The organism is Streptomyces sp. DF42 (assembly GCF_058267695.1).
The window spans coordinates 5,556,286-5,568,947 of record NZ_CM177859.1 but is presented as its reverse complement, the minus strand read 5'-3'; the positions used below and the strand labels follow the sequence as shown (position 1 = coordinate 5,568,947).

The 12,662-nt window shown below is 71.5% G+C and carries 10 protein-coding genes; 4 read left to right on the top strand and 6 right to left on the bottom strand.

Features of this window, described 5'->3' with window-relative positions; translation table 11 throughout:
- Nucleotides 1-40: 40 nt before the first annotated feature.
- The 4 genes from ilvD to ACYUED_RS25465 form a co-directional block, all read right to left on the bottom strand.
- Nucleotides 41-1,894 carry a dihydroxy-acid dehydratase gene (gene ilvD, locus ACYUED_RS25480; protein WP_266519067.1) on the bottom strand — a complete coding sequence of 618 codons (1,854 nt, stop codon included), beginning with the start codon at nt 1,892-1,894 and terminating at the stop codon, nt 41-43.
- 161 nt (nt 1,895-2,055) lie between these two features.
- The gene (locus ACYUED_RS25475; RefSeq protein WP_491285353.1) at nt 2,056-2,670 is read right to left on the bottom strand and encodes a TetR/AcrR family transcriptional regulator; all 615 of its coding nucleotides are present in this window, start codon (nt 2,668-2,670) and stop codon (nt 2,056-2,058) included.
- Nucleotides 2,667-3,491: a sugar phosphate isomerase/epimerase family protein gene (locus ACYUED_RS25470; RefSeq protein ID WP_491285351.1), complete on the bottom strand. Its 825-nt coding sequence runs from the start codon at nt 3,489-3,491 to the stop codon at nt 2,667-2,669. The genes ACYUED_RS25475 and ACYUED_RS25470 overlap by 4 nt, the downstream gene beginning before the upstream one ends.
- 152 nt (nt 3,492-3,643) lie before the next feature.
- Nucleotides 3,644-4,576: a Ppx/GppA family phosphatase gene (locus tag ACYUED_RS25465; RefSeq protein WP_491285349.1), complete on the bottom strand. Its 933-nt coding sequence runs from the start codon at nt 4,574-4,576 to the stop codon at nt 3,644-3,646.
- A gap of 71 nt (nt 4,577-4,647) precedes the next feature.
- Here ACYUED_RS25465 and ACYUED_RS25460 point away from each other — a divergent pair, with 71 nt between their 5' ends.
- On the top strand, nt 4,648-5,514 hold the full coding sequence (locus tag ACYUED_RS25460) for a DUF3109 family protein (protein ID WP_491285347.1): 867 nt from the start codon (nt 4,648-4,650) through the stop codon (nt 5,512-5,514).
- Nucleotides 5,515-5,706: 192 nt separating this feature from the next.
- Here ACYUED_RS25460 and ACYUED_RS25455 read toward each other — a convergent pair whose 3' ends face one another.
- Nucleotides 5,707-7,401 carry a BACON domain-containing protein gene (locus tag ACYUED_RS25455; protein WP_491285345.1) on the bottom strand — a complete coding sequence of 565 codons (1,695 nt, stop codon included), beginning with the start codon at nt 7,399-7,401 and terminating at the stop codon, nt 5,707-5,709.
- A 219-nt stretch (nt 7,402-7,620) separates the two neighbouring features.
- Between ACYUED_RS25455 and radA the strand changes: the two genes are divergently transcribed.
- Together radA and disA are read left to right on the top strand one after the other, a co-directional pair.
- Nucleotides 7,621-9,030: a DNA repair protein RadA gene (gene radA / locus ACYUED_RS25450; protein WP_491285343.1), complete on the top strand. Its 1,410-nt coding sequence runs from the start codon at nt 7,621-7,623 to the stop codon at nt 9,028-9,030.
- An 80-nt stretch (nt 9,031-9,110) separates the two neighbouring features.
- Nucleotides 9,111-10,235 (top strand): DNA integrity scanning diadenylate cyclase DisA, encoded by a 1,125-nt coding sequence (disA, locus tag ACYUED_RS25445; protein ID WP_266519052.1) that lies wholly within the window; start codon nt 9,111-9,113, stop codon nt 10,233-10,235.
- Between the two features lie 239 nt (nt 10,236-10,474).
- Here the strand turns inward: disA and ACYUED_RS25440 are convergent, their stop codons facing one another.
- Nucleotides 10,475-11,299 carry a hypothetical protein gene (locus tag ACYUED_RS25440; RefSeq protein ID WP_491285341.1) on the bottom strand — a complete coding sequence of 275 codons (825 nt, stop codon included), beginning with the start codon at nt 11,297-11,299 and terminating at the stop codon, nt 10,475-10,477.
- A gap of 166 nt (nt 11,300-11,465) precedes the next feature.
- Here ACYUED_RS25440 and ACYUED_RS25435 point away from each other — a divergent pair, with 166 nt between their 5' ends.
- On the top strand, nt 11,466-12,413 hold the full coding sequence (locus ACYUED_RS25435; RefSeq protein ID WP_491285339.1) for an HhH-GPD family protein: 948 nt from the start codon (nt 11,466-11,468) through the stop codon (nt 12,411-12,413).
- Nucleotides 12,414-12,662: the final 249 nt, after the last annotated feature.

Here is a 12,662-nt window from a genome sequence, read left to right as displayed (position 1 = left end):
AAATCCTCAGCCCGGCCGAACGCTCGGCCCGGCCAACCGCTCAGCCCAGCTTCGACACGTCCCGCACCGCGCCCTTGTCCGCGCTGGTGGCCATCGCCGCGTAGGCCCGCAGCGCCGCCGACACCTTGCGCTCGCGGTTCTTCGGGGCGTACACGCCGCCCAACGCCTGCTCGCGGCGGGCGAGTTCGGCGTCGTCGACCAGGAGGTCGATCGTGCGGTTCGGGATGTCGATGCGGATGCGGTCGCCGTCCTGGACCAGGGCGATGGTGCCGCCGGAGGCCGCCTCGGGGGAGGCGTGGCCGATGGACAGGCCCGACGTGCCGCCGGAGAAGCGGCCGTCCGTGATCAGTGCGCAGGTCTTGCCGAGGCCGCGGCCCTTGAGGAAGGACGTCGGGTAGAGCATCTCCTGCATGCCGGGGCCGCCCTTGGGCCCCTCGTAGCGGATGACCACCACGTCGCCGTCGGTCACCTGCTTGTTGAGGATCTTCTCGACGGCCTCCTCCTGCGACTCGCAGACGACCGCCGGGCCCTCGAAGGTCCAGATCGACTCGTCGACGCCGGCGGTCTTCACGACGCAGCCGTCGACCGCCAGGTTGCCCTTGAGGACCGCCAGGCCGCCGTCCTTCGAGTAGGCGTGCTCCGCGGAACGGATGCAGCCCTCGGCCGCGTCCTCGTCCAGCGCCGCCCAGCGCTCGGACTGCGAGAAGGCCTCGGCGGAGCGGACGCAGCCCGGGGCCGCGTGCCACAGTTCGAGCGCCTTCGGCGACGGGGAGCCGCCGCGCACGTCCCAGGTCTTCAGCCAGTCCGCCAGGGAGGGGCTGTGGACCGAGTGCACGTCCTCGTTCAGGAGGCCGGCCCGGTGCAGTTCGCCCAGCAGGGCCGGGATACCGCCCGCGCGGTGCACGTCCTCCATGTAGTAGGTGCGGTTCTTGGCGACGTTCGGGGCGACCTTCGCGAGGCACGGCACGCGGCGCGAGACCTCGTTGATCTCCTCCAGGCCGAAGGGGACGCCCGCCTCCTGGGCCGCCGCCAGCAGGTGCAGGATCGTGTTGGTGGAGCCGCCCATCGCGATGTCCAGGGCCATCGCGTTCTCGAAGGCCGCGATGGTGGCGACGTTGCGCGGCAGGACCGTCTCGTCGTCCTGCTCGTAGTAGCGGCGGGTGACGTCCATGACCGTGCGGGCCGCGTCGACGTACAGCTGCTTACGAGCCGTGTGGGTGGCCAGGACCGAGCCGTTGCCGGGGAGCGAGAGCCCGATGGCCTCCGTGAGGCAGTTCATCGAGTTGGCGGTGAACATGCCGGAGCAGGAACCGCAGGTCGGACAGGCGTTCTCCTCGATACGGAGGATGTCCTCGTCCGAGATCTTGTCGTTCACGGCGTCGGAGATCGCGTCGACCAGGTCGAGCGTACGAACCGTGCCGTCGACGAGCGTCGCGCGGCCGGACTCCATCGGGCCGCCGGAGACGAAGACCGTGGGGATGTTCAGGCGCAGGGCCGCGTTCAGCATGCCCGGGGTGATCTTGTCGCAGTTGGAGATGCAGATCAGGGCGTCGGCGCAGTGCGCCTCGACCATGTACTCCACGCTGTCGGCGATCAGGTCGCGGGAGGGGAGCGAGTAGAGCATCCCTCCGTGTCCCATCGCGATGCCGTCGTCGACGGCGATCGTGTTGAACTCGCGCGGGATGCCGCCGGCCTCGACGATCGCCTCGCTGACGATCCTGCCGACCGGCTGCAGGTGGGTGTGGCCCGGCACGAACTCCGTGAAGGAGTTGGCGACCGCGATGATCGGCTTGCGGCCGATGTCCGCGCCGGGTACACCGGAGGCGCGCATAAGGGCGCGGGCGCCCGCCATGTTGCGGCCGTGGGTGACTGTGCGGGACCTCAGCTCGGGCATCGTCGCTCGCTCCTTCGGAGAGTTCTGACTGAGTCGAGCGTACGCCCGTTGCTCCAAGGGATGGACACCGTGTCCGGAATGCGGGATACACGTCTCGTTCAGAGGTCACGGACCGGCCGGAGAATGACCGGAGGCGGGACGGAAACGGACCGGAGGCCGGGTCAGGGCCCGGTCAGATGCCCGTGCACCACGGGTGCCACCCGCGCGATGATCTGCTCGACGTCCGCCGACGCCAGCGGTTCCACCTTGATCACGTAGCGCAGCATCGCGCATCCCACGAGCTGCGCGGCCGCCAGCTCGGCCCGAAGCTCCGCGTCGGGCAGGTCCAGTTGGGGGGCGATGCGGCGCAGCAGCTGGGAGGCGATCAGCCGGCGGAAGACTGCGGCGGCGGCCTCGTTGTTCACGGCGGAGCGCACGATCGCCAGCAGGGGCGTACGGGTGGTGGGGTTCTCCCAGATGCCGAAGATGAAGCGGGTGAGCCGCTCTCCGACCTCGGCCTGCGGGCCGTCGGCGAGTGCCTCCGGCGCGTTCAGCGCGGGCGCGAAGGCGACCTCGATCGCCGCCTCGAAGACCTGCTCCTTGGTGCCGAAGTAGTGGTGCACCAGCGCCGAGTCCACACCGGCCGCCTTCGCGATGCCCCGTACCGACGTCTTCTCGTATCCGCGTTCGGAGAACTCCTCGCGGGCGACGGTCAGGATGCGGTCGCGGGTGTCGGCGGACTCCGTACGCGTACGACGTCCCCGGCGACGGGCGGTCGGGTCGGGCGCCTCGGTCACCGCCGGGGCACCTTGGCCGCGGACGCCAGATGAAGGCGCGTGAAGGCCAGCGCCTCCGCCAGATCGGCCTCGCGTTCCGCGCCGGACATCGCGCGCCGGGTGTTCACCTCGATGACGACGTGACCGTCGAAGCCGGTCAGGGCGAGACGCTCCAGCAGCTCGGCGCAGGGCTGGGTGCCGCGGCCCGGGACGAGGTGCTCGTCCTTGGCCGATCCCCTGCCGTCGGCCAGGTGGACGTGTCCGAGGCGGTCGCCCATGCGGTCGACCATGTGCATCGCGTCGGAGCGGGCCGTCGCGCTGTGACTGAGGTCGATCGTGAAGTGACGGTAGTCCTCCTTCGTCACGTCCCAGTCGGGGGCGTACGCGAGCATCTCGCGGTCGCGGTAGCGCCAGGGGTACATGTTCTCGACGGCGAACCGTACGTCCGTCTCGTTCGCCATGCGCCAGATGCCGTTCACGAAGTCGCGGGCGTACTGGCGCTGCCAGCGGAAAGGGGGGTGCACGACGACCGTGGTCGCCCCCAGCTTCTCCGCCGCCGCCCGTGCGCGCTGGAGCTTGACCCACGGGTCGGTGGACCACACCCGTTGCGTGATGAGCAGGCAGGGGGCGTGCACGGCCAGGACCGGGATCCGGTGGTAGTCACTGAGTCTGCGCAGTGCCTCTATGTCCTGGCTGACCGGGTCGGTCCACACCATGACCTCGACCCCGTCGTATCCGAGGCGCGCGGCGATCTCGAAGGCCGTCGCCGTGGACTCCGGGTACACGGAGGCCGTGGACAGCGCGACCTTCGCATCAGGGATGCGCACGACTGGCTCCGCCATGGGGGACAGGTTACGGGTTGGCGTTGGCTGCTGCGGGGCGCCTCTTGGCCGTTGTGGGGTTCGCCACGGGCGGGTGCGCGTCGATCGTGGGTGCTCGCGCCCCGCGGCGCGGCCGCGAGTGGCACAGCCCCGCGCCCTTTCGGGGCGCGCGCCTACGCCGAACCCATGTGATCGAGCCGGCGCAGGATCACGCCCTCCCTCAGGGCCCACGGGCAGATTTCGAGGCTCTCCACGCCGAACAGGTCCATCGCGCCCTCGGCCACCAGCGCGCCCGCGAGGAGCTGGCCCGCGCGGCCCTCCGAGACTCCGGGGAGTTCGGCCCGCTGGGCCACCGACATGCCTGCGAGCTGGGGGACCCAGGCCTCCAGCGACTCGCGCTTCAGGTCACGCTGGACGTACAGGCCCTCCGTGGACCGTGCCGCTCCGGCGATGCGCGCCAGTTGCTTGAACGTCTTCGACGTGGCCACCACATGATCCGGGGCGCCGAAGCGGGTGAACTCGCCCACCGTGCGGGCGATCTGGGCGCGTACGTGCCGGCGCAGGGCCCGTATGGACTCCGGGTCGGGCGGATCGCCGGGAAGCCAGCCGTTGGTGAGGCGGCCGGCGCCGAGCGGCAGGGAGACGGCCGCGTCGGGCTCCTCGTCCATGCCGTAGGCGATCTCCAGAGAACCGCCGCCGATGTCGAGGACGAGCAGCTTGCCCACGGACCAGCCGAACCAGCGGCGGGCGGCGAGAAAGGTGAGCCGCGCCTCCTCGGCGCCGGTGAGGACCTGAAGCTCGACGCCGGTCTCGGCCTTCACGCGCGCGAGGACGTCGTCGGCGTTGCTGGCCTCGCGCACCGCGGAGGTCGCGAACGGCAGCACGTCCTCGACGCCCTTGTCCTCGGCGGCCTGCAGGCACTCGTGGACGACGGCGATGAGCTTGTCGACCCCGTCGGGGCCGATGGCTCCGGACTCGTCGAGGAGTTGGGCAAGGCGCAGCTCCGCCTTGTGCGAATGCGCGGGCAGGGGGCGCGCGCCCGGGTGCGCATCCACCACCAGCAGATGCACCGTGTTCGATCCCACGTCGAGGACACCGAGTCTCATGTACGGAACGCTACTGCCAGCTGGGCGCTCTTCCGTATTCGATGGGGCGTCGGGAGCCTTACGCTGGTCCTGTGCCAAAGACGAAAACGGCCAAGGCCGACAAGTCGGCAGGGTCTGCCGAGTCCGCCAAGCGTTCTTCACAGGTGAAGCCAACGAAGCAGGCGACGATGTCGAAAAAGGCCCGGAAAGCCGACGAGAAGGGCCTGGACTTCGCACGCGCATGGGTGGAGTTTCCGGATCCGGCAGACGACGAACAGGTCTTCCGGTGCGATCTGACATGGCTGACCTCCCGGTGGAACTGCATCTTCGGCAGCGGCTGCCAGGGCATCCAGGCGGGCCGCGCGGACGACGGGTGCTGCACGCTGGGCGCGCACTTCTCCGACGAGGACGACGAGAAGCGCGTGGCCGGGCATGTGGCGAGGCTCACGCCGGAGATCTGGCAGAACCATGACGAGGGCATGGAGCACGGCTGGGTCTCGGAGGACGAGGACGGCGACCGGCAGACCCGTCCCTTCCAGGGCTCGTGCATCTTCCAGAACCGGCCCGGGTTCGCGGCCGGCGCTGGCTGCTCGCTGCACATCCTGGCCCTGAAGGAGGGCCGCGAGCCGCTGGAGACCAAGCCGGACGTGTGCTGGCAGCTGCCGGTGAGGCGGACGTACGACTGGATCGACCGGCCCGACGACACACGCGTGCTGCAGGTGTCGATCGGTGAGTACGACCGCCGGGGCTGGGGTCCGGGCGGCCACGACCTGCACTGGTGGTGCACGTCGGCGACCTCGGCGCACGGCGCGGGCGACCCGGTGTACGTCTCCTACCGGGCTGAGCTGACCGAGTTGATGGGCAAGGCGGGATACGACCGCCTCGTCGAGCTGTGCGAGGAGCGGCTGGCCTCCCAGCTGCCGCTGCTGGCAGCGCATCCGGCGGACCCGGTCGGCTAGGGCGGGCCGGGCTTGTCGCGGGAGAGGACGCCTCACTGCCGGCCTGACCGGGATGTGCATCGGGATCGCGACCGGGGCAGCGCTGCGGGGTTGCCCCCGGAGGAGTGCGGGCCGGGGCCCCGCTTCTGAGAGGTGCGGGCCGGACGCACGCGGCGCCGGGCCGGTCCGGCGGCCGGCCGTCGGGGCCCGCGCTCATGACGTCGTGGGGCTCGGGTCCTCGCCGTCGCCGGGTGGTGGCGTCGAGCCGGTCGGGGCCGTGGGGGCGGAGGCCGTCGGCGTGGGGTCCGGGCCGTGCGAGGAGGGCGGGGCGCTCGGGGTGGGGTCCGAGGGTGCCGAGGTGGTCGGGGTCGGGTGGGAGGACGGAGGGTTCTCGGGGCCGCTCGGACCGGGGGCGGTAGGGCTGGGCGCGGTGCCGTAGCCCTCGATGGTCACGACGGCGCCGGCCGGTGCCACCGCCACCTGTGCGCGCCAGGAGCCGGACGGCTCGCGCAGATGGTCGACGTACACCTTGATCGTCAACGATTCGCCGGATGCGAGCGTTCCCGACGACTGGCTCAGGTAGAGCCAGGAGGCTCCCGTGGACGCGGACCAGCGCACCGGTCCGGGTCCGGTCGCGGTGAGGGTGACGAGCGTGGTGTCGCCGTTGCTGCCGGCCGAGACGTCGAGGCGTCCGGTGCCCTTTCCCATGGCGCCGGCGACGCTGAGGACCTCCACGGAGACGTCCGGTTCGTTGCCCTTGCCGAAGCGGCCGCCGGGCGTGGTGCGGGCGTTGCCGGCGTTCTCGTAGCCGCCGCCCGTCGCCTCTCCGGCGAGGCTGTCGGGGCCGTGTGCCTCGCTGGCGGTGACGGAGCGGCCGGCGGTGCCCGCGTCGGCCGGTGAGCCCCGGTAGGCGGCCCACAGCGCGAGCACGGGGGCCGCCACCACGGTGGCGACGACCGTCGTGGTGACGGCACGCGCGCGTAGGCGGTCCCGGCGGGCGGCGCGGTCCTTGGGGTCCATCGGGAAGCCGCGCCGGTCGAAGCGGGGGACGGCGGCGCCACGCGCGCGTGGATGGCGGGAGAGCGCCACGTGCAGGGCCGCGCCGGGTGCCTCCAGGACGGGCAGCTCGGCAGGGGTGACCATCGCACCGGGCCAGCGGCCGGGGACCGCGCGTTCGGCGCTGCGGCGACAGCGCGGGCAGTCGTCGACGTGCCGGACCAGCTCCTTGCGCAGGGCCGAGCTGAGCACCAACTCGTTGTCGCCGGTGAGCCGGGCGACGCTCGGGCAGCCGCCGGTCTCGACGACGGCGAGGGCCGCGCGCGTGCGCTCCACCTCGCAGGCGGCGGAGGCGAGCAGTTCGCGGGCGGTGGTGAGGTCCAGGCCGAGCACGGCGGCGACCTCGTGGGCGGCGAGGTGGTGGCGCACGGCGAGTTCGAGCGCCTCGCGCTGTTCCGGAGTGGTGCCGGCGGCCTCCGGCCAGGCCAGCAGGGCGAGTTCACTGCGGCGCTGTTCCTGGACCTCGTCGGCCACGGGAGGTTCGGCGGAGCGCTTCCGCTCCGCGCCGCCCCGGCCCGCCGCATGGGTGCTCAGACGTTTCTGCTTGGCCTCGGCCAGCTTGCGCAGACAGGCCCAGCGGGCCAGCGCGTACAACCAGGCCCGGCGGTCCCCCGACGTCTCCGGGCCGCGACGCCGCTCGGCGAGCGCGAGAGCCTCGCCGAGGGCCGCGGTCGCCGCGTCGTGGTCGCACAGCACGGACAGGCAGTAGGTGAACAGCCCGTCCAGATACGGCTCGTAGCGAGCGGGCGGCCGCTGCGCCAGCGTGCGCGCCGCTGCGCGGTCGCGCGCCTCCCGGCGCGCCCGGTGTGCGCCGGTGATGCGGGTCGAGGTCTCCGGACTGCTGCTCGTCATCCGTGGACCGTAGGCGGCGGAGACCAGGGGCTTCTTCCCCCTTGCGCACATTTACTCCGTACGGGTGAAACGATCCCTCAATAGGGGACAGGAACCTTTCGCTCCGTGGCTGGTTCGCGGTGTGACTGGCTGGTTTACGCCAGGCGCCGCGGCTCACGCGCTCGGTACGGCGCCCCTGCCGGACCCGGGTTGTCAGTGCCGCCGGTTACGGTTCTCGACATGGCTGCCCGTACCAAGACCACCAAGGACCGCCCGTCCTACCGCTGCAAGGAATGCGGCTGGCAGACGGCCAAGTGGCTCGGTCGCTGCCCCGAGTGCCAGGCCTGGGGGACGATCGAGGAGTACGGCGCGCCCGCGGTCCGTACGACGGCTCCGGGCCGAGTGACCACGTCCGCGGTGCCCATCGGCCAGGTCGACGGCCGGCAGGCCACCGCCCGCTCGACCGGCGTGCCCGAGCTGGACCGGGTGCTGGGCGGCGGGCTCGTGCCCGGCGCGGTGGTGCTGCTCGCGGGCGAGCCCGGCGTCGGCAAGTCGACGCTGCTGCTGGACGTCGCGGCCAAGTCGGCGAGCGACGAGCACCGCACGCTGTACGTCACGGGTGAGGAGTCGGCGAGCCAGGTGCGGATGCGCGCCGACCGCATCAAGGCCATCGACGACCATCTGTATCTGGCCGCCGAGACCGATCTGGCCGCCGTGCTCGGGCACTTGGACGCGGTGAAGCCGTCGCTTCTCATCCTCGACTCGGTGCAGACCGTCGCCTCCCCGGAGATCGACGGCGCCCCCGGCGGCATGGCACAGGTCCGCGAGGTCGCCGGCGCGCTCATCCGCGCCTCCAAGGAGCGCGGGATGTCGACGCTCCTTGTGGGCCATGTCACCAAGGACGGCGCTATCGCGGGCCCGCGCCTTCTCGAACACCTCGTGGACGTCGTCCTGAGCTTCGAGGGAGACCGGCACGCGCGCCTGCGTCTCGTACGGGGCGTCAAGAACCGCTACGGCGCCACGGACGAGGTCGGCTGCTTCGAACTGCACGACGAGGGCATCACGGGCCTTGCCGACCCAAGCGGACTTTTCCTGACCAGACGTGACGAACCGGTCCCCGGCACCTGTCTGACGGTCACCCTGGAGGGCCGCCGCCCCCTCGTCGCCGAAGTCCAGGCGCTCACCGTCGACTCGCAGATCCCCTCCCCACGGCGTACGACGTCCGGTCTGGAGACCTCCCGCGTCTCGATGATGCTCGCGGTACTGGAGCAGCGCGGCCGGATCAGCGCGCTCGGCAAGCGGGACATCTACTCCGCGACGGTCGGCGGAGTGAAGCTCTCCGAGCCCGCCGCCGACCTCGCCGTCGCCCTCGCGCTGGCGTCGGCCGCGAGCGACACCCCGCTCCCCAAGAACCTGGTCGCGATCGGCGAGGTCGGCCTCGCGGGCGAGGTCAGACGGGTCACGGGCGTCCAGCGCCGGCTCGCCGAAGCCCACCGTCTGGGCTTCACGCACGCGCTCGTTCCGGGCGACCCCGGCAAGATCCCTCCGGGCATGAAGGTCCTGGAAGTAGCCGACATAGGGGACGCTCTGAGGGTCCTTCCGCGCTCCCGTCGCCGAGAGGCCCCACAGGACGAGGAGGACCGCCGGTAGACTTTGCCCTGGTCTCGCCCATCCGTACGAACCAAGTGTGCGAAACGGGGGCGTCCCAGAAACGCGACCGGAGGAGTGCAGTGGCAGCCAACGACCGGGCAGCAGCTCCCGGAAAGTCCGGTGGGAGTTCCGGTGCCGATGGCCTGATGCGCGCCTCGCTGAGCGCCGTGGCTCCCGGTACCGGCCTGCGCGACGGCCTTGAGCGCGTACTCCGCGGCAACACCGGCGGACTCATCGTGCTCGGCTTCGACAAGACCGTCGAAACCATGTGCACGGGCGGTTTCGTGCTCGACGTCGAGTTCACGGCCACGCGCCTGCGCGAGCTGTGCAAGCTCGACGGCGGCATCGTGCTGTCCTCGGACCTGTCGAAGATCCTGCGGGCGGGCGTGCAGTTCCTGCCCGACGCGACGATCCCGACCGAGGAGACCGGCACCCGGCACCGCACGGCGGACCGCGTCTCGAAGCAGGTCGGCTTCCCGGTCGTCTCCGTCTCCCAGTCGATGCGCCTGATCGCCCTCTACGTCGACGGCCAGCGCCGCGTCCTGGAGGACTCCGCGGCGATCCTGTCCCGGGCCAACCAGGCCCTGGCGACCCTGGAGCGCTACAAGCTCCGCCTGGACGAGGTCGCGGGCACGCTGTCGGCGCTGGAGATCGAGGACCTGGTGACGGTCCGCGATGTGTCGGCGGTGGCGCAGCGCCTGGAGATGGTGCGTCGCATCGCCACCGAAATCGCCGAATACGTGGTCGAACTGGGCACCGACGGGCGTCTGCTGGCCCTGCAGCTCGACGAGTTGATCGCCGGCGTGGAGCCCGAGCGTGAGCTGGTGGTCCGGGACTACGTCCCCGAGCCCACGGCCAAGCGCTCGCGCACGGTCGACGAGGCGCTCTACGAACTCAACGCCCTCGCCCACGCCGAGCTCCTCGAACTGCCCACGGTGGCAAGGGCGCTGGGATACACCGGCGCTCCGGAAACCCTGGACTCGGCGGTCTCGCCGCGCGGCTTCCGCCTGCTGGCCAAGGTGCCGCGTCTGCCGGGCGCCATCATCGACCGTCTTGTGGAGCACTTCGGCGGACTGCAGAAGCTGCTCGCCGCGAGCGTCGACGACCTGCAGACCGTCGACGGCGTCGGCGAGGCACGCGCCCGGAGCGTGCGCGAGGGGCTGTCCAGGCTGGCGGAGTCCTCGATCCTGGAGCGGTACGTCTGACAGGTACGTCTGCGAGATGCGCCTCGGACCTACGCCTGAGAGGGGCGTCCGAGCGGTACACCTGAGCGGTGCACTTCAGACGTACGCCTGCCAGGTGCGTCCGAGGCGGAGTCCTCGATCCTGGAGCGGTACGTCTGACAGGTACGTCTGCGAGATGCGCCTCAGACGTACGCCTGAGAGGTGCGGACGAGCGGTGCGCCTGAGCGGTGCCCTGTCCGGGAAACGTCCGGGGAAGGCACTCAGTCCGCCTTGATCAGGAACGACGTCTGCGCCTTCGCGAACCCCGCAGCCGTCGCCTCCACCAGGTACGTGCCGGCCGCGGCCGATCCCGCCGGGGGCGTCGCGCACCCGGGAGCGCTCGGCTTGCGGTCCCACTTCAGGGTGTACGTGATGCTGCTGCGCGCCGGCGCCCGGAACACCAGGCTGCCGGAGCCCTCGGGGCAGTCGGCCGAGGACCAGTAGTCGTCGTCACTGCCGGCCTCGGTGATCGTCAACACCGCGCTCTTCGGCCCGAGATCGACCTTGCAGTCGCCGGCGGAGGAGTTCGTGGCGGTCAGCAGCAGGGTGGGCGTCTGGCCGGGCGAGTAGGTGTTGCGGAGGCTGCGGACGGTCAACTCCACGCCGCTCGCGGTGCAGTTGGGCAGTGTGGAACCCGTCGCGACCGTGTCGTCTCTGCCGACCCCGATGCTGGGGCCGCCAACGGCCGCCCCGCCACCCGCGCCCTCGGAACCACCGGTCCCGGAACCGGAGCCAGAACCCCCCGAACCACCGGACCCCGAACTGCCCCCGGAATCGGCCCCGCTGGAGCCGCCGCCGCTCGACTCGTTCCGCCCGCCCGGCGCCTGGCTGATCGCCGGCCCCGAACCCGAGGGCCCGGGCGTGATCGTCGAGGGGGAGGGATTCTTGTTGCTGGAGCCGCCGTTGTCCTTCTTGCCGCCGCCGCCCGACGTGACGATCCACGTGATCAGCAGCGCCAACAAGGCGCACACAGACACGAGTACGGCCCTCCGGCGCCAGTAGATGGTGGAGGGAAGCGGCCCGACAGGATTGCGCATAGATCCCACGGCGCAAACTGTACGAGAGATCGGCCCGTGCGCCTGCCCCACCCGCCGCCAGTGCGTCAACTTTTCCGGATCATCATCCCGGTTCGCGGGACGTGCCGGCCCGCACGACGCACCGCACGCTCGACGACCGCCCAACCGCCCGGCGCCGTGGCAGGATCGGTAGGCCATGACTGCGCCAACGAAGCCCCCGCACGGCAGCCCCGCCGACGACGCTGCCGACGCCCTCGCGGGCTCCCCTCTCGGCGAGGACCTGCACTCCCCCGTCATCGACTGGTTCGACGAACACGCCCGTGACCTTCCGTGGCGGCTCCCGGAAGCCGGCCCCTGGGGCGTGATGGTCAGCGAGTTCATGCTGCAGCAGACACCGGTGAGCCGCGTGCTGCCCGTGTACGAGCAGTGGCTGGCCCGCTGGCCACGCCCCGCCGACCTGGCCGAGGAGGCCCCCGGCGAGGCGGTCCGCGCCTGGGGCCGGCTCGGCTACCCGCGCCGCGCCCTGAGGCTGCACGGCGCCGCCGTAGCCATAACGGAGCGGCACGGCGGGGACGTACCCACCGACCACGCCCAGCTCCTCGCGCTGCCCGGTATCGGCGAGTACACGGCCGCGGCGGTCGCCTCGTTCGCGTACGGGCAGCGGCACGCGGTGCTCGACACGAACGTCCGCCGGGTCTTCGCGCGTGCGGTCACCGGCGTCCAGTACCCGCCGAACGCCACCACCGCCGCCGAACGCAAGCTCGCCCGCGCCCTGTTGCCCGAGGACGAGCCGACCGCCGCCCGATGGGCCGCCGCCTCCATGGAACTCGGCGCGCTGATCTGCACCGCCAAGAACGAGACATGCCACCGCTGTCCCATCGCCGCGCAGTGCGCGTGGCGGCTGGCGGGCAAGCCCGAGCACACGGGGCCGCCGCGACGCGGGCAGACGTACGCGGGGACGGACCGGCAGGTGCGCGGCAAGCTGCTCGCCGTACTGCGCGAGGCCCATGCACCCGTGCCGCACACGGTCCTGGACCGGGTGTGGCACGAACCGGTGCAGCGCGCGCGGGCGCTCGACGGGCTCGTCTCGGACGGACTCGTGGAGCCCCTTCCCGGTGGTTTGTATCGGCTGCCGTTGACGTAACCGCTCGTAACATCACGGCACCTCACCCTGCATCGCCCTACCAAATCGCCCTATACCAACGCGATTCGGTGCACGCGTTTACCCCGTTCCTACGTCCGTTACACAACCGACGGACAGCCGATTGCCAGCCGAGCGTTGCTTCGGACAACGCCGTGACAACACCTCCGTAGCTTCATCTGCGTACCCGGTGGACCGGGACGGCTACGGAAGAGACCGACGGCGAACAGGCCGGCCGGGAACGGGGATCGG